Source organism: Dyadobacter luticola (genome assembly GCF_005860805.1).
Lineage (GTDB): Bacteria > Bacteroidota > Bacteroidia > Cytophagales > Spirosomataceae > Dyadobacter > Dyadobacter luticola.
The window spans coordinates 1,067,159-1,088,077 of the sequence record NZ_VCEJ01000005.1 but is presented as its reverse complement, the minus strand read 5'-3'; the positions used below and the strand labels follow the sequence as shown (position 1 = coordinate 1,088,077).

Genomic DNA, 20,919 nt, shown 5'->3' with positions numbered 1-20,919 from the left:
AAAAATGAATATAACTGTTGTTATTGTCGATGACGACCCAATTGTTAGATTGGTCATCCAAAGAATGATACATAACATTGATAGTTCAGTTAGTTGCCGTCAATGCGATAATGGAGAGGTAGGTTTATCGGTGATAGAAAAACTACAAAATGTAGCCGATAATGTTATTGTACTTTTGGACATCAATATGCCCGTTTTAAATGGATGGGAATTTTTAGACAGATTGCAACAAATAAATATTGTTGCAAGTGATAAATTCCAACTATATATGATCACATCCTCCACAGATACAAGCGACAAGATTAAAGCTCGGTCTTATCCGGTGATTAAGAAGCTCTATCCTAAACCGCTTTCAAACCAAGATTTAAAGGAAATTCTATTTTAAAGGAAAGGCTCTAGATGTTGATACCGTTAACCCGATTGGGGAATACGGTATCATTGACCATGTACAGCTGGATGTTTGTTACTTCTGAATTCTATGTATTAATTCCGGAAAACGGATTATGGCAGTGATCCAAACAAAAGTTTCGATAACTGCCGGGAATAAAATGCCCTGCTGGTGTTGTAAATGAGTAGCGATCGCGCCGCCTAGATAGGACGACAAAAGTAGTGTTCCCAATACCCCTGTTCTGGGATTTAGAAACAGTGCTACCGATAATATTTCTACTATGCCCAGCAATGAATAGGTTCCGGTCGAGAGACCGAAAGATGCACCCATTTGTAGCGCATGGCTACTTCCTATTATTTTATCGACCGCAGACGCGCTAAGCATCAATCCAATGATTCCGCTCAAAATCCAAGCCAGAATATTTCTTGTCTTCGTTGTCATTTTCCTGACTGTCAAAACCGGTTCACAATGCCATCCCACCATCAATAAAAAATTCCCCTCCTGTAACAAATGAGGATACACTATCATCTGAAAGGTAGGCGACCATTTTAGCTACATCCTCGGGTACACCCATTTTCCTGAGTGGTACCTGGCCGATGATCTGCGTTTTCATTCCATTTAATGTCGCTTCGTCCATACCGAACTTGCCCTGCATCTCCGTCTCAGTCGGTCCGGGATTTACGGTATTCACCCGGATCTTTCTTGGAGCCAGTTCTTTTGCTGCGATTTTCGCCAAATGACCAACTGCAGATTTACTTGCAGAATAAACAGAACTGTTCTCCATCGCCAACGCAGTATTGCCTGAGGTTAAGAAGATCACAGAAGCGCCGTCAATCAGAATAGGCAAAAATTTTTGAAGCGTAAAAAAGCTGCCTTTGAAGTTCACATCGACCATCGTATCAAATTGATCTTCTGAAGTGAATTGAATTGGCGCAAAAAAGGCTACACCCGCATTTATAAACAAAACATCTACTTTACCGAAGGCATCGCTTATTTCTGCCACCAGCCTGTCAATATGCTGCATATTGGCCTGATCGGTAAGCTTGCCGACTACACCAAGTTCCTTCGAAGCCTTGTCCAAAGCAGCTTCCCTTTTTCCTGTAATAATCACGGTTGCCCCCTGTGCCTTGAATTCTTTGGCAGTGGCATATCCAATCCCGCTATTTCCACCGGTGATAACCACCACTTTACTTTTAAACCTTTCCATTTTTTAAGTTTGATTACGACACAAAGGTTGCTGTTAATACGGTATATTTGTAACCAATTACAGAAAGGTAAGTAGTTACAAATAGAATAGTATGAAGGATGAAATGTCAGATGTGGCTTGTGAAAATGTGCATTCAGCCATTCAGGATACTTTGTATGTAGTCAATGGAAAGTGGAAATTGTTAATCCTGTCTATATTGGTCAATGACGGCACCAAGCGGTTCGGCGAGCTGGCCAGAGCATCAGGAATTTCTCCCAGAATACTATCCAAGGAATTGCAAGAACTTGAAATGAATCAATTGGTCACCAGGAAAGTTTGCAATACAAAACCTGTTACAGTTGAATACTCTTCGACACCATATTCAGAAACACTTAAGGAGGTGATAGATGCAATGATTCGTTGGGGCCAAAATCACAAAAAGAAAATTGTCAGTAGCTGACAAGTGAGTCGGAAGAGCTACTGCTGACCTAGGAATTCAATTTGCTTAGTCTCAGAAAACGCTCCTTTGTGGGACACTCTCCCTGATCATGGCTGCCTGAATCAGTCGCAACGATCAAAACTTATGACACCTTTCCTCCGATAAACAATGATATCACAAAGACAACATGCAAACCTTTGTCAGAAAGTCAGGATGTGAATGAGGATTAGGGCTTAACCTCTGATACAAGTTTTCATAAGTAGCATCTTTAAGCAACCAGGACAGAGTTTTATCCGGCAACAGACCGAGTTTCCTAACAATTTAATAAAGTTATTATAGATCAACATATAGCTGTAACTTACAGGGTACTTTTCAACAATTTCCTATGGATAAATCTAGTGCTTTGATACCGAATCGCAGTAATTTATTCGAACGTTCTGAGATTTTAAAGGCTCGGTTCCAGATTGCTTTTGAAAAACATAAAGTACTTACTGAACAACTGCAAACGTTAATTTTTCGAGCGGACACACTTGCGAGGACTTTCCGGAAACTAAGACGGGAGATGTAGCTCAAGATCACTTTATACATTCACTATACTATTTAAAAAATGACGACGGCCAAGTCACAACCTTCATAGAATTAGCAATTTAATGGCCGAATCAGGCTAAATTGTAGTGTTAGTAGTTATAGAGGCCGTACTTTGGAGAACATCCTTGCAGACCCAAAAAGCATCTATATCGTTGATGATGATGAAGATGACATCTTCCTCATACGACAAGCCATATCCGAATTAAAACTCGATGTAGCGGTTTTCCAGGCTTCGAACGGAAGGGACCTACTCGATATTTTAGATAAGAACAAGCAAAATGCTTTAATCCTGATCGATATGAATATGCCGATTATGAACGGGATCGAAACGCTCAATGCTATCTATGCTGATCCCGATTTTCAACACTTCCGTTCCATTCTCGTCTCTACAAGCGATGCAGAAAAATTAAGGGAGCTTGCTTTGCGTTCAGGAGCGTCAGAATTCCTCTCCAAGCCGGTGTATTACCAGGGATATATTAAGATGGTTGCTGAAATCTTTTTCAAATACTTCTAAACGCAAGCCTCTACAGTCTCTTAAAGAGACTGCTTGTCCGACCATTTTACGAGACCGTCTCAAAATTATTTGGAGCAGCGCACTGTTTCCAATAATCGACGATCAGCCTGATTGTCTTTACATCTTCCATTTTTGACGGTTTTATAAAAAAACCTTGCGCAGAAGTGCTATAAGCATCGATAACAGCCTTTTGATTAATTGCGGTCGTAAAATAGATATAAGGAATGCATTTAAGGCTGAGCGCTGCATCAGTGTGCAATTTTCGCCTTAATTCAAGTCCGTCTAACTTGGGAAGATTGATGTCTGAGAGAATCAGAAAAGGAAGGTCTGTGGTTTTATGTAGATATTCCAATGCTGATAGACCGTCAGGGAAGTATAGCCGACTATTAACGTAACCGAGTTCATTGAAGACTTCTCCTATATAAATTGATCATCATCATCGTCTTCAATGATGATAATAGTGCCATTTTGTTCATAATTTCAATTTTTCTCATTCTGGAAAAGAATTAGGCCAAGAATTGGCTTGAAAGTCATTTGTAGGTATTTGGTGACAAAAGATTTTCTAACACTGATTATACCAGAAAATAAATGGTCATTGTTCGTAAAGGATGGCATGGAATTTTGCAGGAGCGCGTTCCAACAATTTACTCAGCATTGAGACGCTTCATATCCCGAGAAATCTTAATATACTTCTGGTAGATGACAATCTTGATCTGGTATTGATCACTGAGAGATTGTTGGAGCGGCATGGCTTCACAGTCGTCACGCGTCATAACGGTAAAGACTGTGTTGAAGCGGCAGAACAGCTTAGGCCAGATGTTATACTCACGGATGTAAACATGCCAGTGATGGATGGGATTACAGCGTGCAACTTGATTAGGCAGCACTCGTGGGGCCAACAAATCGCAATTATTGCCTTACCGGTAACTTTCAATTCTCCATCGCAAACCGGCTACAAAAATCTTGTTTTGATGCGCTCTTGCAAAAGCCCGCAAAATTTCAAGAAATTATTGAAACGGTTTGGCAGACGGTCAGCATAAAGGGCAATAGTGATCTCATATAACCATCCTTCGTGAGACACTCCCCTCATCATGGCTGCCTGAATCGGTCGCAACAATCAGACCTTTTATTATACCTGTCCTCCAAAACCATACCTTTCGCCATCGTGGTGGATAATCAGCTAAAATTTCTTTATAAAGAATTGCTTCCAACTTTATCTTTCTCCGAAATCGTCTTGTGAACAATATTGAGATTCTATCCCTGTAATGCAATGTTCTATTCTTGTCGAAATGTTCGAAAACACGGTTTCCCTAGTGAGTCATATCGCATGAAAGTTTACCTTCCTAACGTCCTATATCTTTAAAGGCTCATGTCCGAAATTTCTTTCTTTAAGTAATTCGCAACTTCGGTCCTACCGCCTATCAATGACCTCAAGTTCCAGGCACCAATCGTTATTTCCGCATTTGTCGTAGGTATCCATAAACTTCAAACCACAACAATGAGAACCAACGCATTTAATTTCGAAAAAAACCCAGCTCGTCGGTTGGGAGGATGGGCTATGGCTCTATCAATTTGCAGCTCGCTCGTCTCCTGCGGCGGAAGCGGCAAACCCTCAAATGCCGATTCCACTGGCCTACAAAAAGACACAATGGCAGCCGTGAGCAGTATAAAGCCTGATAGTGCTGCACCGAGTTGGGCGCCGGATATCAAAGATGAAATGCTGGCGGTCATCGAAAAACTGGCCAGCTACAAAGATACCCCAATACCCAAACTGACGGCCCAGCAAGCCAGGAAAAACCACACCCCCACCGACGCAGTAATGGATTTGGTTAAGGAAAACAGCATTCCTATGCCTGCGCCAATGGTGGATACTTCCGGACAGGAAATCGCTGTCAAAGGAGGTAAGGTGCACCTTCGGATTTATACGCCTAAGATGGGGGCCGCACCATTTCCTGTTATAGTCTATTATCACGGAGGCGGCTTTGTGATCGCTGACCTGGATGTTTACGATGCATCGGCCAGAGGTCTTTCCGAGCAAACTGGCGCCATTGTCGTTTCGGTGGCATACCGCCTGGCGCCCGAGCATAAGTTCCCGGCCGCCCATGATGATGCTTTTGCTGCTTACCAATGGACCGTACAGAATGCTGCATCTATTAAGGGCGATCCGAAAAAAATTGCTGTGGCCGGTGAAAGTGCTGGTGGTAACCTGGCGGCCAACGTCAGTATCATGGCCCGCGATAAGGGAGTCCAGTTGCCTGTGCACCAGCTTCTGGTTTACCCGGTAGCCGGATCAGACATGAACACTGAGTCCTATAAGAAGAATGCTGCTGCCAAGCCCCTTGACAAACCAATGATGGGCTGGTTTGTAAAAAATTATCTTAGCAATATGGCCCAGGCCGAAGATCCCAGGATCAATTTGGTCGGCGCTAATTTGAAAGGACTTCCAGCTACAACCATTATCACAGCCGAGATTGACCCTTTGATGAGTGATGGCAAACTGCTGGCAGAAAAATTGAAAGCAGCAGACGTGAAGGTTGATTCCAAAAACTATGATGGGGTTACCCATGAATTTTTTGGGATGGCAATCGTTGTCCCGCAGGCGAAAGACGCACAGGCTTATGCATCAAGTGCATTGAAAACGGCATTTAAGAAATAGACATTGTTCTTATAGGACTTAAACAAAATACCTGCTGGATAACGGTAGGTATTTTTGTTTGTACCAGTTGGTCATACCTTGGTATACTTTTAACAGTTTAGCGCTGACACTCTTTAGGAGAATGTTGTTGTCCTTAATCCGCTATAAATGATTATAAACGAAGATTCTACAAATCAAGGTCACATATCAGAAGAACAGTTATTTTCACAAATATCAGCTGCCGCGTTTGCTTCCGATCAGAAAGGGCAATTTCCACATTTTGAGTTTGATTTATTAAGGGCTTCCGGACTTTTAACAACCACTCTTCCCGGGCAAAATTTGTCTTTGGATTTACCTAACACGCCAGGACTTTTACAGCTTTTGAAACGGGTAGGAAGAGCTAGTTTGCCTGTTGGGCGTATTTATGAAGGACATATTAATGCATTGCTGCTGATATCATTATACGCAAACGCCCATCAGGCTCAGCGCTGGTATGAAGACGCGCACACTCATTTGTTTGGTGTCTGGAATACGCAGGATCTGGATGGTTTGGAAATTCAAGATCTGGGTTGTAAGCGTTACCGTTTAAGCGGATCTAAAACATTTTGTTCAGGGGCGAGCTGGATCGGTAGGCCATTAGTCACAGGTAAGCTGATTTCATCTGACAAGTCCGGGTGGCAAATGTGCATTATCCCAACAGAAAAATTAGAACCCATTCTAGCGGATAGCAGTTTTTGGAACCCGCTCGGCATGCAGGCATCAGTAAGTTTCAGGATGAATTTTACAGGAATCGAAATTGATGAAGAGGATTTATTGGGATCACCGGACGATTATTATAGACAGCCCCATTTTGGCGCCGGTGCCTTGCGCTTTGCCGCCGTACAACTGGGTGGCGCAGAAGCGATCCTTGAAGAAACTCATCGCTTTCTGAATGACGCCAAGCGAACCGAAGACCCATTCCAACAATTCAGAGTAGCAGAAATAAGCTGTCTGACCGAGACCGGAAATCTTTGGATCAATCAGGCAGCTAAGCATTATGACCAATGGTTGCATATGCCTGGCGAAACGGAAAAATTACTAGCTTATGCAAATATGGTGCGGACAAAGATTGAGGACATTTGTTTGCGCTCAATGCAGCTGGCGGAGAGGTCGGTTGGATCAAGAGGTCTTATGCGACCGGGTGTTTTGGAGCGCATGCACCGTGACCTGACCACTTACTTACGCCAGCCGGCTACTGATGCCGTGCAAGCGTCTGTTGGGAAATATGTGCTTAACCAGATAAATACGAATGGACTATGGATTTAATTAGCCAAGATGACTTCATAAGGCACAGCCGACTACTTGGTCCGGACCAACTCGGTATGCTAGGTAGGACTCTGATTGTTGCACCCCATCAGGATGACGAATCGCTTGGTTGTGGTGGGACGATTTATTTATTGACCCAGTTAAAAATCCCGATCCATGTAGTCTTCATCAGTGACGGAAGCATGTCTCACCCTAATTCAAAGAAATTTCCATCCGACATGTTAGTTGCGCTCAGAGAAGAGGAGGCAGTAAAGGCATTGAGCATTTTAGGTGTAGAGCAAAAGGACATTACTTTTTTGAGGCTAAAAGACAGTTTGCTACCCTGCACTGAAACTCCTGGTTTTGACACGGCAGTCGTTGCATTTAGCAAGGTACTTTCTGATTTTAATACTGAATCGATCATTTGCCCCTGGCAGCGCGATCCGCACAAGGATCACCGTGCAACCTGGCAGATTGTGGATGAGGCGGTAAAAAAATGTACGCTTTCCATCCGTCAGTTTGAATATTTTGTCTGGCTGTGGGAAAGGGCGAGCCCAGGCGATCTGCCTGCTGCCAACGAGGGAGTAATCTGGAAAGTCAATATTGAAATGGCAAAGGATCAAAAGAAAAAAGCAGTGCAGGCGCATGTATCGCAAACAACATTACTGATAGATGATGACCCTGAGGGGTTTATATTATCTGCGGAAGTACTGGCCCACTTTAATACAGATTACGAAATATTATTGGAAAGAAAATAACACAATGGCTGACCAAAAAGACTCATTACCCGAAGATTATTTTAACAACGTATATCAAAACAGCAATGATCCCTGGAATTTTGAATCCAGTGAATATGAGCTTGGCAAATACAAGGAAACAGTTAAATACCTCAGCAGGGATTTTTTTAAAAATGCATTCGAAATTGGCTGTTCGATTGGTGTGCTGACACATATGTTTGCTGACAGATGCGGTGCTCTGTTATCCGTGGATGCAGCCGAAGCGCCGCTTGTAAAAGCACGGAGTAGGCTGAGAGGGTTCGAGCATGTGCGAATCGAAAAGATGTCCGTACCGCAGCAATTTCCTGAGGAGCAATTTGATCTTATCCTGATGTCCGAAGTAGGCTATTATTTGTCCATGCCTGACCTGCTGAAATTGCAGCAGGAGATGCTTAACCATCTTGAAAAGGGCGGACAGTTACTTTTAGTGCACTGGACGCCCGAAGTTCATGATTATCCCTTAACCGGTGATCAGGTCCATGAGGCATTTTTGGCGATTAGTGGTGAGGGGGGGCCGCTCAAACTCTTACATAGCTCACGGGCTGAAAATTATCGTTTAGATTCCTTTGAGAAGAGATAAAATCTGCGTTTTTTATAAATTTTCTTAATTGTAAAATGGCCTGTTTAATGGGCTGAAATGTTACGGTGCGGTGCAGACTTTTTGCTGTTGTCTCTGAGAATGCATGCCAAAACTGACCGAAATGTTTCGCTTCGACAATTTTGGCTTTTATCAATTCGCAATCCATATCGAACATGATTGCGAATTGTTCTAAATCGTGCGCATCTATTTTTTGATTTTGTTGATACGAAGACCAGGATTTTCGCAAAAAATTCCTGACCCGAAACATATCGAGCAGAACCTGCACATCCTCGACCATTTGTGTTTGATATATTTTTTCCTCATTCTGCCACCGCCTGAGCTGCTCAGAAAATCCAACAGCAACGCGCCCGTCTTTGCGCGAAGATGTATAAACTTTTACACTAAAAGAGTTCCGGATTTTGGCATCATGATCAACAAGCGCTTTGTGGAATGCAACATCTTCGAGAAATGGAACGACCGGTAATCTTCCTGCCTGTTGATACATGTCTGCCGTGACAGCCATGTTTGCACCGAAATACTGGTGATGACATGGATACGGATTATGGATTTGTGGATCAAGGATGCATTCAGCCTGTGCCAGCAAGCAACGGTATGTTACATCTCTCAGGTGGTAAGCTCTGCCATTCCCGCTCTCCCGCCTGGTTAGTATCCTCCCTCCTACCGCATCATTTCCCTTGTCTATCTCAGCTATTATTTGAGAAATCCACTGGCTGTCTACAAGCGTATCGCCATCTGTTGAAGCGATTATTCTTTTTTGGGAGAATGATCTCGTAAGCCTCTTGTATGCCTCGTCCATCAATAAACGTCTGACCGTCCCGATGTGCGCCTGGCTCTCGTCCAGATGTATGTTTGCTACCGAAAGGTTGAAGTCTGGGAAATCGGCCACATATTGACGGGCAATTTGACAGGAATCGTCTGAACTGTTATTGACCAATACAAGCACTTCGTAAATATCCGGTGGCAATGGCATGCAGTTGAGGCCTACTTGCAGTCTGAGCGCATCAAGAGTTTGATATAGATGATTTGCCTCATTGCGGACAGGAACAATCACGCAAACTTCATAAGCATTGGCTGCGCAATCTTTCCTTCCGGAATAAAAACTCAGCGTTACATTTTCAACTTTTGAACTTTGAACTTTTGTTACCAATGTCTCAGATTTCGATAGGCTTTGCCCTACTATTATATAATTATACCTATCAGTTTTTGGCCTTAAATTTCCCCATTAGAAAGATCTTTCCATTCAAGAAATTTGGTAATTAATGCTTCAACATATAATGCCCTGGATACAAGTGTGTGCAAATGCTCCTTATTTTGAAACTACGGATCATGAAAACTGGACTCCGATCGGGCAAAACGATGCGATCACTTGGCCGGACTTTGCACCCCTTTTTCGCAGAAAAGACATGTCCAGGGTGTCGAATCATATGGCATTTCTGGCAGCGCACGGGGTTACCTGCATTCGGATCATGATGGAGTATTGTCAAACAGATAACCGTTATTTCGAAAACCCTGTGGGCCGGTTCCAGACCAACATGATCCAGTTTTGGGACGACCTGTTTTTGCTTTGTGAACAATACAATATCCGCTTGCTTATTACGCCCTTTGATACTTTCTGGATGAAAAAAAGATGGCGGCATCATCCCTATAATCAGTTGAATGGCGGTCCGTGCAAAACAAAACCGCAATGGCTTACGGATAAGGGGATGATCTCTGCGATCAAAGAGCGGTTCACGTTTTTTATTACCCGCTGGGGCGGAAGCGGTGCATTGTTTGCATGGGATTTATGGAACGAAATCGATCCTATCCATTCAAGAAAAGATCTTCGGCAATTAGACAACTTTATTGTTCAGATCAGCGAACATATAAGAGGACTGGAAATGCAATTGTATCAGATGACGCACTTGCAAACTGTTTCTGTTTTTGCGCCATTGCTTAAAAAACATGATTTGTACAATCTGATATTTAGAAATGCACTCCTCGATTTTGCATCGATTCATGTATATGAAAAGCATTCAATTGATTATCCAAAGAACCTGATCGCTCCGGCACTTACAACTAGTCATTTAATAAAAGATGTCCTTGGAAGCAGTGCCCCAAGGCAGGCCTTGCCTAGATAGCGAGCATGGCCCGATCAGTTATTTCAGGAAACACAAAAATGGTTTGAAAGAACCAATGGATGATCTTTATTTCTTGCATATGCAATGGGCCCATCTGGCGTCGGGCGGTGCAGGTGGCGGCATGCGCTGGCCCTATCGGCATCCTCACACGCTTACCCATGGCATGAGAAAAGCACAGCGAAATATGGTGGGATTTCTCAGACTAATTGATTGGCGAAATTTCCAGAGAGAGAATTTAAATGATAAAATTATTATAGAGGGAATAACTGCCCACGTTTTTGCGTGTGGGGACGACGACCAGGCTGTGATCTGGCTACTAAAAACAAATATTTCGAAGCATAGCAAACAGAGTAAATTAGGTTCTGAAAGTTCCATCATCATTCCGGGACTGCGTCCCGGTAATTATAAAGTGGCATTTTGGGATATTGAACGGGGTTTCATGAATGAAAAGCTAATTATGTCAGACGCTAACCTATTGATTAACTTGGAGCTATGCACCACCAACATGGCAATTGCAATTCGAAAAGCATGATAATTTCAAGATTATCTAATCAAGTGCCAATTCCGGTTTGTAATGTTGCCAGGCGATCATTCAAGGAACTGTATGGAATCCTTGACCTTCATTTTCCCCGGTAAATAAACAGAACGAACATTTCCCTGATGCAACAAAAATAGATTCAAGGAAAATAGTAATATCAGATAAATATATGGGAGAAAGATCGTTGTTCGCTGCTTGATTTGTTCAACCAAACTAAAAAGCCAAATAATGGCACGCATCTTAATTATTAACCACTTACTAAGATTTCTTATTGTCTGCATGTCACTTTACGGTGAATACACTTATGCGGAAAATACTACTTTGGATGCAGGTCTTCGCTTTCAAAAAAACCTCGATTTTTATAATGGAAAATGGGGTTACGGTGCAGTTTGCAAGTCCGGGACTTTTAAAAAATCACCTGCAGGTAGGTGCCAATTACCCGAGTACACGGCTTGGTTCAGCTATTTGGGGAAATGCGATCAAACAAGACCATATTTTTCTGAATGGGACCTATGTTTTTCGTCCAAAAAAAATTGTCAGACCCACGGTGACGGTGAATGCTGGGTGGTTCCGGGCAAATTATGAATCGGCGATTTTTGATGATCTTCCTCAATCTTCTTCGACCGTTGCCCTATAGGTAGGAATTTCTGTAAAAACGAATTCTCCTATCAAGTTAGGCGCAGCTTTGGGATACAACATTATTACCGGCGATAGTGGCAACGGATCAGGCACATTGTACCCGGCTTACGGGCAGATCAGCATTACCTGCAACATTTTAAAAAACCGTGTAAAATGAAGATATCAATACTTCTATTTTGTTTCCTGGTTTTAGCAGGTTGCAAAAAAGACCCCGAATTTACGGATGGTATGCTGGGCGGGGAGACGATCTTTGATCCGCCGGTTTACGATCCAGCCAAATACCTTGTTTCCTTTGCCAAGCCAAATCCCACACCTTTGGAGGCAACGGCTCCGGTTGTCATCGCCGTGCATGGTTACAGCGCATCGACATTCGAATGGGATGAATTTCGGAATGACGCGTCAGGTCAGCTGTACATTTCACAAGTCTTAATGGGTGGTCATGGTATTGGCTACCAAGATTTCAAAAAATCCACATGGCAGGATTGGAAGCAGCCGGTGCTTGATGAGTACGAACGACTGGAAGAAGCGGGCTATAAAAATATCATTCTGGCAGGGTCTTCGGCAGGATCAGCCATCATCCTCAATATGCTGGCTAGCGGTTTTTTCGACGAACACATCAAACTCAGAAACGTCTTTTCTGATCGATACCATCGTCGTTCCTGCTGATAAGTCTCTGAGCCTCGTGGGCATTGCTGGACCAATTATCGGGTATACCGAAGTCGACAATACAGCCGAAGAAGACAAGCACTGGTATCACTACCGGCCATACGAAACGCTAAAAGAACTTCGTGAACTAACCAGTCTTGTCAAACACGATCTTCAAAAAGGTTTTCAGCTGCCGGCTGGAACCCAGTTGAAAGTGTATCAATCTAAAAAAGACACCACAGCAGATCCGGTCAGTGCAGTGGTCATTTACAAGGGCCTGAAAACGGCCGATGGAAACGTGGTTGATGTAGAAATGGTTGATTCGGAGCTGCATGTGTTCACCAGGCTTGATCTTCGGGAAAATGTTACGCAAAAAGACCGCGATAACCAGTGCACGGTCTTTGATGATATGCTTGATAAATTGAGATAGCAAGCTTTCCCGGCTCATCCAAATTTGATGATGCAAATTTCAGCTTTAATTCGTCATGGTGTTTTGTTCAAGAGGTGCAATGCACTTTGTTTAAAAGGCGGCTAGGTTATTCAGGCTCTGTGAGATATTCACCATTACCCAGCTGAATCGCCCGCTCCTGTGAACGTCGATTTTTTACCTCACCTGTATGAATCTAGCTTATTCGAAGATTATCAACCGCTTGTACCCATTCACTCTCTCCGCAGCGCTCACATTTTTGCCTATGGGAAAGTTCTTGAACGTTTGCGCAGGTTGTGCATGCGTAATACCCTGACGCTAAAATATTTTTTGATTTGCTATGGTAAGGTTTTGGCAGGATTGGAAGTCCCTTCCTTACCTGGTCATCCGGATAAAAATAGATACTAAGCATTCCGCTAGTTTCTAGAATACCTGTTTTTACCTGTCCGATATGCTCCACGCCTTGGCTCCTTAGCTCAGAGAAAAATTCGTCTTTTGCAAAGTTGTTGTCCCGTTCTTCTTCAAGGGTGAACATTCCATCCTCGATAATATAAAATGGGTCACCTTCCAATATCATTTCAAACTTTTCACTTCTCGCCGCAAATGAAGTCAATAATCTGTAAATGAGTATAATGACCGCAAAAACTATAATCGAAGGCAAAATGGCCGACTCTTTCATCAACATGGGGTCCCCAGCAGCTGTCCCCAACGAGATGATAATCGCAACCTCGAAAAATGTAAGCTCTCGGACGCCCTTTTTTCCAGAAAGTCTCAAAAACAGCAAAACCATCAGGAACATGATGGCTGTCTTGATTGCTATGGTAAATGCCCCTGGCCAGTCCAGGTCACTGATAAAAATCTCTTTGATATCCATTTCTCGCTGTTAATAGTCCCACATGAAACTTGGGTGCCGTTGGACAATCTCTCAAATATCCTGCCAGTGAAAGGCGACAGTTTGAGTCGATAGAACGTTGATTGCTCATAAGCATTACTACGTTGCCAATAATCGAGGCAAAATCCTGTCGTTTTAACAGATGGAACTTCGAATGCTCTGTTTTAACGCTGGGCCGACCATCCCACCTTCGACAATTTTGGCAGGACATGGTGCCGATGTAAAAGAGTTTGCAGCTATTAATATAGCCGTACTAACACGGGCTATTTGCATGACGACCAGCGGGGCGCTTTTTATTATCTACAGTAACATCTTAAGTGGAATTAGAAAGCAAAACACTAATGGTAATTGGCCCTTAGGACCATGGCGGCGGTCAGGTTTTTGCGGCCCACCATCGGGCGCTAAAAACTGGATTCGGTAGCTACCACCAGTGTCAATAAAACAGTCTTTCAGTGGTTTGACCACATACAAAAGGCAGCCCCCTGCCTCTGGCCTTTAAGATAAAGTAAACTTCCAGGAAGCAAAAAAGCGACCGGCGATAAATCGGCGCTTTTCTTAAATGCACATTGTCTCATTCAATAACCCATCAGAGGGTTTGACTTTTAAGTACCTTCTCAATTTCAGCTTTGGAAGCACCACCTTTTTTCTCCCAAACCACCTGATTATTCCGGTATAACTTTAAAGTAGGAAGACCGATCACACCTAATTCTTTTACCAGACTTTTATTTTCATATGCCTCAATTTTAATCACTTTCACATTTGAAGCCTGCTCCGTTTTAATGGAATCGATCGTCGGGTCCAGCTTTTTGCAGCCCGGGCAATAACGCGATCCAAAATCGACCAGTACCAGCTTGTCACTTTTCAGCGAAGCCGTGTATTCATCCAGTGAAAGTCCTTTTCCGGTTGTGGAAATCACAGGTCTGCCCAGCCCGATCCACTTGCTTAATCCGCCCGGAATCTCCGTCACATCTTTAAATCCTGACTCCCGAAGCTGCTGCGCCAGCACACCGCTGCGTCCATTTCCGATCGAATAAATGAAGGTTGGTTTGTCCTTACTCAGCTTTGCGCTGTGTTTTACAAAATCATTCTGATTGGCAATACTAAAACTCACCGCACCTTCCAAATGATTCTGCGCATACTCTTCGGGCAACCGCGCATCCAATATTTGGGCATTCTTCCCCGCCTCTTTCAACTTCGCTTCAAACGCTTCAAATGTCAGCAAATCCCGTTTTTTAGCCTGTTGAGCAAAAACGCCATTTGCGACAAACACCAAAAGCAATAACACGATTAATGGTTTCAGATTTTTCATAGTACGGTACGGCTATGTTAGTTATTTATGTTTAGTCATTGGGTCAATAGGTCATTGGGTCATTAGGGGACTATTTCTTTTTTTGGCCTTACATATTTGCCATTCTCATCCAGCGGGCGAGGATCGGCGAATTCCGGGTTGGTGTACCCTACTGCCTGCTCCTGTTTTGCCAGCTCGTGCTGCAATTGCGTTTTTAGCTTCTCGCCTTCTTTGGTACTGTATAGATTTTTGGATTCGCTGGGGTCGCTGCTCAGATCATACAATTCCGACCAGCCTTCTTCGCCCGGATACAGGATCAGCTTGCTTTTTTCGGTGCGGATCGCTTTGATGGTCGGAGTAGCAAAATTGCGTTCGTAGAAATATTCATAGAGAAACGAAGTCCGCCAATCTTTGGCTTTATCCTCCACCAGCGGCACCCAGCTTTTGCCCTGGAACGATTTCGGGGCAGCTACACCGGCAAGGTCCAATAATGACGGCGCCGCATCCAGGTTCAGCACGAGCTTGTCGATTTTTTTCCCTTTTGGAAAACGCGCAGGATACCGTACCAGAAGCGGAATGCGGATCGATTCTTCATAGGCTGCACGTTTGTCGCCCAGCCCATGTTCGCCGAAGAAAAAGCCGTTGTCACTGGAAAAAATGATTACCGTATTCTTGTCCAGTTTCAACGAATCGAGTGTTTTTAAAACCCGGCCGACATTCTCGTCGACACCTTTTAATGCGCCAAAATAGTTTCTAATTTTCTGGTCATTTTTCTCTGTCCACGTATTTCCGGTTACCGGAACTGCATTTGCATTGTTGTTGTTATTTGGCCGGGCTACGTCAATCTGACCTTTGTATGGAAAGGTTGCGCTCTCATTCACCGGCTCGGTAAGCTTCACTGTCGCATACGTGTCCTGGTGGCGCACCGGCGGCTGGAAAGGTCCGTGCCCCGACTTAAATGCGAGGGTTACCAAAAATGTCTTGTCTTTATTTTCCCGGATATAATTGATTGCATTCGTCGTGGAAACATCATCCACCCATCCCTGGCTTGACTCCGCTTTTCCATTGATTTCAATCGGGCAGTCAAAATATTTACCCTGGCCGACGAAGCTTGCGGAATAATCAAAGCCGGGCCGTTTACCCGTTTCATTGCCCATGTGCCATTTACCGAAAAATGCGGTTTTATATCCTGCTTTTTTCAATTCAGTCGCGTAGGTAACTGTCGTATCCGACAAGCCCGTATGATTATTGGAAATACCATTCAGGTGATTGTACCGGCTATTCAAAAGCGTGGAGCGGCTCGGCGAGCACAGTGAATTAATCACAAATGCATTGCGAAACCGAACGCCTTCGTCGGCCAACCGATCCAGATTCGGAGTCGAAAACCACGGAAAACGGGCCCGCTCGCCCTGCTCTTTCTGTACCACGCTCAATGCGTCGAAACGCTGGTCGTCGGTGTAAATGAAGATGATGTTGGGCTTCGCCGGAGCTTGTGCGCGGGCGGGCAATGTGAGGCCAAAGAGCGCGATGGAAAGAATGGGTTTCAGCATAATATTTTGTATTTATGGTGCGATGGGCAATGGCAAATAATCGCGGTTGAGGATCATCCATTCCTGCAACCGGCTTTTCAATTCGTGTTCGATTTCCTTCACTTCCGGCTTCCCGGTGAGGTTATTGGTTTCGAACGGATCTTTTTCTTCATCGTAGATCTCGAACATTTTGCGACGGTCGGCAAAAAGCAGTTTTTCGTATGGCTCAGCCAATGCGCCTTCCGCGTGTTTTTGTTTCAATTCCAGCCAAAAAGGCTGCGCTGCGAAATCGACGGGATGGTACGGTATCTGCCAGATCGCATTGTAGATCAGCTTGTATTTTTTGTTAAAAATCGTCCGCCCGAGATCGAAGTCGGCACTATTGTTTGGCAATCCCTGACCATGAGCCCCACGGACTGCGAAGATGTGGTCGTGCCCTGCAAATTGTGGATCGGTGAAAGCCGGAGCGAGACTTATGCCTGTGATTTCTTCTGGAACCGTCAGGCCTGCAACGGAAAGAAAAGTCGGCGCAATGTCAATCCCCGACACCAATGCATCGCTGGTTTGTCCGGCTTTAATGAGTCCCGGATGGCGGATGATCAGCGGCACGTGGATGCCCAGATCGTAGAGTGTACCTTTACCACGTAACAATGCGCCGCCATTGTCACCGATAAATACGACCAGTGTATTCTGGTCAAGTCCGCGTTTTTTGAGGTCTTCCAAAACTTTTCCTACATCGCTGTCCAGCCGCTGGATTTCACCGAGATAGGCTGCAAAATCTTCGCGCATCAATTTGGTATCTGGCCAATGTTCAGTAGGAACCGAAATCTTCTGCGGATCAGGTTCAAAGTTTTTTGCATTAAAAACCCGGTGCGGATCGCTATAACCTACCTGTACAAAGAATGGCTTGCCTTTTGGTGCCTGGTCTAAAAACTCGGTGTATTGCTGAAAAATCGTATCCCGGTTCCCCGACACTTTCAGATAATCAACCCTGTTTTTAAAAGTTTCGAGCGCATATTTTTCCAAAACCGTTACCGTTTCAGGCACACGTCGGTTTCCATCAAGATGGAAATTGCGTCCTAAAATCCCGGTGTGATAGCCACCTTTCCGTAGCAACTCGGGATAGGAAGTTACTGACGCGTCGAGGGGCGCAGAAAAGCGCGTCATCTGAATGTCCAGCGTATTTCTGCCCGTCATGATCGCCGCCCGCGACAAAACGCATTGCGGCGCAGTGGTATACGCCCGTTTGAAACGAATGCCTTCGGCCGCAAGCTTGTCGATGTTCGGCGTTTTGATTTCGGGATACCCATAGCTGCCCAGAAACGGCGCACTATGATCATCGGAGACGATCAGGACGATGTTTGGCTGCTGCGGTTTTTTCTTTTGCGCCTGCATTTCGGGCAGGGAAGCCAATAGAAAAGCAAGGATTAAAATTACTCGTATCATTTTCTTAGGAATTTGGATTGGATGCAAAATGATAATGGCGTTACTCACCAGCCCGGATTTTTTTTCATTAAAAAATTCTTTAAGTGAGTAGTAAATTTGTAACGTGGCACCTTATACGCCGAATCTTAAAAAGTAGGCGGACGTCTGTTCGGCCTGGCTGCAGGCGCACCGATCTCCGAGGTGCCGGCCCGATTTGTGGGCTTGATTTTGTCATAATCCACCACGCCAGTCCGTTCAGCCCATTTGGCATAATCTGCTGAAAGTTCGTTGACGATGTCAGTCTTGCTGCCAGCGATGTCCGTCGTTTCCCCCCGATCGGTTTCCAGGTCATAAAGCTCCCATTTGTAAGCCGGATACGTCGACACGATCTTCCATTTCCCTTTCCGTACCGCCCGGTTGCCCGCCCGTTCCCAGAAAATCGGTTCGCCCCGCTCCACTTCTTCCACTTTACCCGTTAGCACCGGCACCAGACTTTTTCCCGGTAATGCATTGGTTTTGACACCATTACTTGTTGCCGGATAATTAGCTTTTGCGAAATCGTAGAAAGTTGGCGCAAGGTCAATGAGGTGGCCGGTACCTTTTACAATCGTTCCGGCTTTGATCTGTTTGGGATACCAGGCGATAAACGGCGCGCTGATCCCACCCTCATGCATATTGTTTTTGTAGCTCGAATGCGGCGTGTTCGAAACATAGGCCCAGGGCTGATCCTGGTATACATACGACCCTGCCGTTCCTGCGGGTCCGGTGTTACGTTGCGGCCTGCGCGGCGATGCTCCGGCGTATCCGCCTTGTGCGCCATTATCCGAAAGAAAGACGATTACAGTGTTATCGTCTTTCTTCAACGCTTTTAATTTCTCCCGCAGCTTGCCGATGTTCTGATCCACGCGATCGACCATCGCCGCGTAGATTTCCATTTTACGTTCCCAAAGTAATTTTTCGTCATAAGGCACATTATCCCAGGGAGTTACTTCGGGATCACGCTCTGCCAAAGCCTGTTTTGGATTCGCAATGCCAATCGCCTTTTGTTTCTGAATGCGTTCTTGCCTCAGCGAGTCCCAGCCAATGCTGTACCGGCCTTTGTACTTGGCAATATCGGCCTCGTGAGCCTGCAACGGCCAGTGCGGTGCGTTGAAAGCCAGGTATAAGAAGAATGGTTTTGGCGTTTTGCTTTGTTCTTCGATAAACGAAATCGCGTGGTCGGTGATTTCGTCGGTCAGGTATTTGTCGGCTGGGAGGTTAATGCGTTTGTTGTCCTCAACAAGCTCAACCTTAGGGCCTTTCCCATATTTACCAAGATCAAAATAATTGCTGGCACCATTGATAAACCCGTAGAAATGATCAAAGCCACGCTGGTTTGGCCAGGCCAGACTGTCGTTCCCAACATGCCATTTTCCACTAAGCAATGTGGTATATCCGGCGCCTTTTAATACCTCGCCGAATGTGAGAGATTCTTTATTCAAATAGCCCTGATATGCCGGCAAACCCAGATTTACATTAAAATAACCGACTCCGGCTTTGTGCGGATACTGACCGGTAATGAGCGACGCCCGGGTCGGGGCGCAGATGGAATTATTGTAGAATTCACGAAAACGAATGCCCTCGCTGGCAAGCTGATCAATATTCGGGGTTATGATTTCGGAACCAAATGCACCGATGTCGGAATAACCGAGGTCGTCGACCATGATGAGGATGATGTTCGGACGTTGCTCGGGAGCCGGTTTTTTCTGGGCAAATGCCTCAGACAAGCCTAAAAAAGCAATGGTAAAGAATGTAGAAATTCTCATTTTTTGGGAAATAGAATAAAAGAAGGTATTAGCAGAATGGTGAGAAACAATCTCTGGGGATCAGCGCGAGATCAACAACAGCAGCGAAGCATTGCCGGTAAAGTGCAAGTCAATTCCACCGACATCTTCGCAATAGTTATCCGTTCTGAATGTGAATTCATAAGGTGATAAATTAATACGCTGAAAAAAATGCTTCTGTCGGTGGTTAACAGAATATCCTATAAATTTGATAGACAAAGTAAGGTTATAATACTTGAAGAAAAAAGAAATTTGTTTGAAAATTCAATTCAAAGGCACAATCTGAGTTAAATCCTATGCGTGACCCATTTTTCAATAAAACACTTTTGGTCAATGCTGGTTTTACTATTAGTTGCGACGGCAATCCGGGTGCAGGCACAAACTAAACAGGATACCATTCCGGCAGTCTTGGTTTACAAGAAGATTGATACATTGAGTTTGAAAATACATGTGTTCAAACCAGCGGGTTTCGATGCTGCGAAGAAATACCCGGCGATCATATTTTTCTTCGGCGGCGGCTGGATCAACGGGAATATCCGGCAATTTCAAAAACAGGCATTGTACCTGGCATCGCGCGGAATGGTCACGATCCTGACAGATTACCGCGTAAAATCGCGTCACCAAACAACCCCTTTCGAAGCCGTGGCCGACGGAAAATCTGCAGTCCGCTACGTTCGCGCCCACGCTGGCGAACTTAATATCGATTCCAATCGCATTGCCGCAGCTGGCGGCTCAGCCGGCGGACACGTCGCTGCCGCCACCGACCTGACCAAACTCGACGAACCTTCCGAAGATGCGAAAATCAGCTCGCGCCCAAATGCATTAATCTTATTCAATCCGGTATTCAACAATGGTCCGGGCGAATACGGCCACGACCGCATAGGCGACCGTTATTCCGATATATCACCGTATCACAACATCACAAAAGGCGCGGCACCGACACTCGTGATGCTGGGCACAAGCGACAAACTCGTCTCCGTAAAAACAGCCGAAGCCTACAAAACCAAAATGACCGAATCCGGCAACCGCTGCGACCTGATCCTCTACCCCAACGAACCCCACGGCTTCTTTAACCGCGGCGAATCATTCACCAAGACATTGCGGGAAACGGATGTTTTTTTGAAGTCGCTAGGCTATGTGGCTGGGGAGCCGACGCTTTGAAATTGGATTGAATATTTCGTCTGA

General features: G+C 44.8%; 24 protein-coding genes. 14 read left to right on the top strand and 10 right to left on the bottom strand.

The window, feature by feature from the left end; all coding sequences use genetic code 11:
* Nucleotides 1-4 precede the first annotated feature (4 nt).
* Nucleotides 5-385 (top strand): response regulator, encoded by a 381-nt coding sequence (locus tag FEN17_RS23745; protein WP_138367856.1) that lies wholly within the window; start codon nucleotides 5-7, stop codon nucleotides 383-385.
* A gap of 78 nt (nucleotides 386-463) precedes the next feature.
* On the opposite strand, the gene FEN17_RS23740 is transcribed toward FEN17_RS23745, so the two are convergent.
* Both FEN17_RS23740 and FEN17_RS23735 read right to left on the bottom strand, forming a co-directional pair.
* Nucleotides 464-829: a DoxX family protein gene (locus tag FEN17_RS23740; protein WP_138367855.1), complete on the bottom strand. Its 366-nt coding sequence runs from the start codon at nucleotides 827-829 to the stop codon at nucleotides 464-466.
* A 22-nt stretch (nucleotides 830-851) separates the two neighbouring features.
* The gene (locus FEN17_RS23735) at nucleotides 852-1,595 is read right to left on the bottom strand and encodes an SDR family oxidoreductase (protein ID WP_138367854.1); all 744 of its coding nucleotides are present in this window, start codon (nucleotides 1,593-1,595) and stop codon (nucleotides 852-854) included.
* A gap of 91 nt (nucleotides 1,596-1,686) precedes the next feature.
* Here FEN17_RS23735 and FEN17_RS23730 point away from each other — a divergent pair, with 91 nt between their 5' ends.
* Both FEN17_RS23730 and FEN17_RS23725 read left to right on the top strand, forming a co-directional pair.
* The gene (locus FEN17_RS23730; RefSeq protein WP_138367853.1) at nucleotides 1,687-2,034 is read left to right on the top strand and encodes a winged helix-turn-helix transcriptional regulator; all 348 of its coding nucleotides are present in this window, start codon (nucleotides 1,687-1,689) and stop codon (nucleotides 2,032-2,034) included.
* Between the two features lie 679 nt (nucleotides 2,035-2,713).
* Nucleotides 2,714-3,115: a response regulator gene (locus FEN17_RS23725; RefSeq protein WP_171037988.1), complete on the top strand. Its 402-nt coding sequence runs from the start codon at nucleotides 2,714-2,716 to the stop codon at nucleotides 3,113-3,115.
* Nucleotides 3,116-3,161: 46 nt separating this feature from the next.
* Here the strand turns inward: FEN17_RS23725 and FEN17_RS23720 are convergent, their stop codons facing one another.
* Both FEN17_RS23720 and FEN17_RS27790 read right to left on the bottom strand, forming a co-directional pair.
* Nucleotides 3,162-3,536: a response regulator gene (locus FEN17_RS23720; protein WP_229208971.1), complete on the bottom strand. Its 375-nt coding sequence runs from the start codon at nucleotides 3,534-3,536 to the stop codon at nucleotides 3,162-3,164.
* A 223-nt stretch (nucleotides 3,537-3,759) separates the two neighbouring features.
* On the bottom strand, nucleotides 3,760-3,888 hold the full coding sequence (locus tag FEN17_RS27790; protein WP_262711601.1) for a hypothetical protein: 129 nt from the start codon (nucleotides 3,886-3,888) through the stop codon (nucleotides 3,760-3,762).
* Between FEN17_RS27790 and FEN17_RS28000 the strand changes: the two genes are divergently transcribed.
* The 5 genes from FEN17_RS28000 (at nucleotide 3,835) to FEN17_RS23695 (ending at nucleotide 8,390) form a co-directional block, all read left to right on the top strand.
* On the top strand, nucleotides 3,835-4,155 hold the full coding sequence (locus FEN17_RS28000; RefSeq protein ID WP_374756677.1) for a response regulator: 321 nt from the start codon (nucleotides 3,835-3,837) through the stop codon (nucleotides 4,153-4,155). The genes FEN17_RS27790 and FEN17_RS28000 overlap by 54 nt on opposite strands.
* Nucleotides 4,156-4,613: 458 nt before the next feature.
* Entirely contained in the window at nucleotides 4,614-5,771 is a 1,158-nt protein-coding gene (locus tag FEN17_RS23710) for an alpha/beta hydrolase (protein WP_229208964.1), read from the top strand.
* Nucleotides 5,772-5,918: 147 nt separating this feature from the next.
* Nucleotides 5,919-7,055: an acyl-CoA dehydrogenase family protein gene (locus tag FEN17_RS23705; protein WP_138367850.1), complete on the top strand. Its 1,137-nt coding sequence runs from the start codon at nucleotides 5,919-5,921 to the stop codon at nucleotides 7,053-7,055.
* Nucleotides 7,046-7,792, top strand: coding sequence for a PIG-L deacetylase family protein (locus FEN17_RS23700; RefSeq protein ID WP_138367849.1), 747 nt, complete (start codon nucleotides 7,046-7,048; stop codon nucleotides 7,790-7,792). The genes FEN17_RS23705 and FEN17_RS23700 overlap by 10 nt, the downstream gene beginning before the upstream one ends.
* Nucleotides 7,793-7,796: 4 nt before the next feature.
* Nucleotides 7,797-8,390, top strand: a complete 594-nt coding sequence (locus FEN17_RS23695) for a class I SAM-dependent DNA methyltransferase (protein ID WP_138367848.1) — start codon at nucleotides 7,797-7,799, stop codon at nucleotides 8,388-8,390.
* On the opposite strand, the gene FEN17_RS23690 is transcribed toward FEN17_RS23695, so the two are convergent.
* The gene (locus FEN17_RS23690) at nucleotides 8,329-9,558 is read right to left on the bottom strand and encodes a glycosyltransferase family 2 protein (RefSeq protein WP_171037987.1); all 1,230 of its coding nucleotides are present in this window, start codon (nucleotides 9,556-9,558) and stop codon (nucleotides 8,329-8,331) included. The genes FEN17_RS23695 and FEN17_RS23690 overlap by 62 nt on opposite strands.
* Nucleotides 9,559-9,685: 127 nt before the next feature.
* Between FEN17_RS23690 and FEN17_RS23685 the strand changes: the two genes are divergently transcribed.
* From FEN17_RS23685 to FEN17_RS23665, 5 genes are all read left to right on the top strand, one after another.
* A complete protein-coding gene (locus tag FEN17_RS23685) occupies nucleotides 9,686-10,528 on the top strand; it encodes a glycoside hydrolase 5 family protein (RefSeq protein WP_138367846.1) in 843 nt (280 codons plus the stop codon).
* Nucleotides 10,491-11,060, top strand: a complete 570-nt coding sequence (locus tag FEN17_RS23680; RefSeq protein WP_138367845.1) for a hypothetical protein — start codon at nucleotides 10,491-10,493, stop codon at nucleotides 11,058-11,060. Before FEN17_RS23685 ends, FEN17_RS23680 begins: the two co-directional genes overlap by 38 nt.
* Before the next feature lie 370 nt (nucleotides 11,061-11,430).
* Nucleotides 11,431-11,703 carry a hypothetical protein gene (locus FEN17_RS23675; protein ID WP_138367844.1) on the top strand — a complete coding sequence of 91 codons (273 nt, stop codon included), beginning with the start codon at nucleotides 11,431-11,433 and terminating at the stop codon, nucleotides 11,701-11,703.
* A 155-nt stretch (nucleotides 11,704-11,858) separates the two neighbouring features.
* Nucleotides 11,859-12,371: an alpha/beta hydrolase gene (locus tag FEN17_RS23670; protein WP_138367843.1), complete on the top strand. Its 513-nt coding sequence runs from the start codon at nucleotides 11,859-11,861 to the stop codon at nucleotides 12,369-12,371.
* A gap of 16 nt (nucleotides 12,372-12,387) precedes the next feature.
* On the top strand, nucleotides 12,388-12,780 hold the full coding sequence (locus tag FEN17_RS23665; protein WP_138367842.1) for a hypothetical protein: 393 nt from the start codon (nucleotides 12,388-12,390) through the stop codon (nucleotides 12,778-12,780).
* A 193-nt stretch (nucleotides 12,781-12,973) separates the two neighbouring features.
* Here the strand turns inward: FEN17_RS23665 and FEN17_RS23660 are convergent, their stop codons facing one another.
* The 5 genes from FEN17_RS23660 to FEN17_RS23640 form a co-directional block, all read right to left on the bottom strand.
* Nucleotides 12,974-13,651 carry a DUF421 domain-containing protein gene (locus FEN17_RS23660; RefSeq protein ID WP_138367841.1) on the bottom strand — a complete coding sequence of 226 codons (678 nt, stop codon included), beginning with the start codon at nucleotides 13,649-13,651 and terminating at the stop codon, nucleotides 12,974-12,976.
* Nucleotides 13,652-14,255: 604 nt separating this feature from the next.
* A complete protein-coding gene (locus tag FEN17_RS23655) occupies nucleotides 14,256-14,978 on the bottom strand; it encodes a thioredoxin domain-containing protein (protein ID WP_138367840.1) in 723 nt (240 codons plus the stop codon).
* Between the two features lie 62 nt (nucleotides 14,979-15,040).
* Nucleotides 15,041-16,507: a sulfatase family protein gene (locus FEN17_RS23650; protein WP_138367839.1), complete on the bottom strand. Its 1,467-nt coding sequence runs from the start codon at nucleotides 16,505-16,507 to the stop codon at nucleotides 15,041-15,043.
* A gap of 12 nt (nucleotides 16,508-16,519) precedes the next feature.
* Nucleotides 16,520-17,932 (bottom strand): sulfatase family protein, encoded by a 1,413-nt coding sequence (locus tag FEN17_RS23645; protein ID WP_138367838.1) that lies wholly within the window; start codon nucleotides 17,930-17,932, stop codon nucleotides 16,520-16,522.
* Between the two features lie 125 nt (nucleotides 17,933-18,057).
* Nucleotides 18,058-19,716 carry an arylsulfatase gene (locus tag FEN17_RS23640; RefSeq protein WP_138367837.1) on the bottom strand — a complete coding sequence of 553 codons (1,659 nt, stop codon included), beginning with the start codon at nucleotides 19,714-19,716 and terminating at the stop codon, nucleotides 18,058-18,060.
* Between the two features lie 351 nt (nucleotides 19,717-20,067).
* On the opposite strand from FEN17_RS23640, the gene FEN17_RS23635 reads away from it, so the two are divergent.
* Nucleotides 20,068-20,895, top strand: a complete 828-nt coding sequence (locus FEN17_RS23635; RefSeq protein WP_138367836.1) for an alpha/beta hydrolase — start codon at nucleotides 20,068-20,070, stop codon at nucleotides 20,893-20,895.
* Nucleotides 20,896-20,919: the final 24 nt, after the last annotated feature.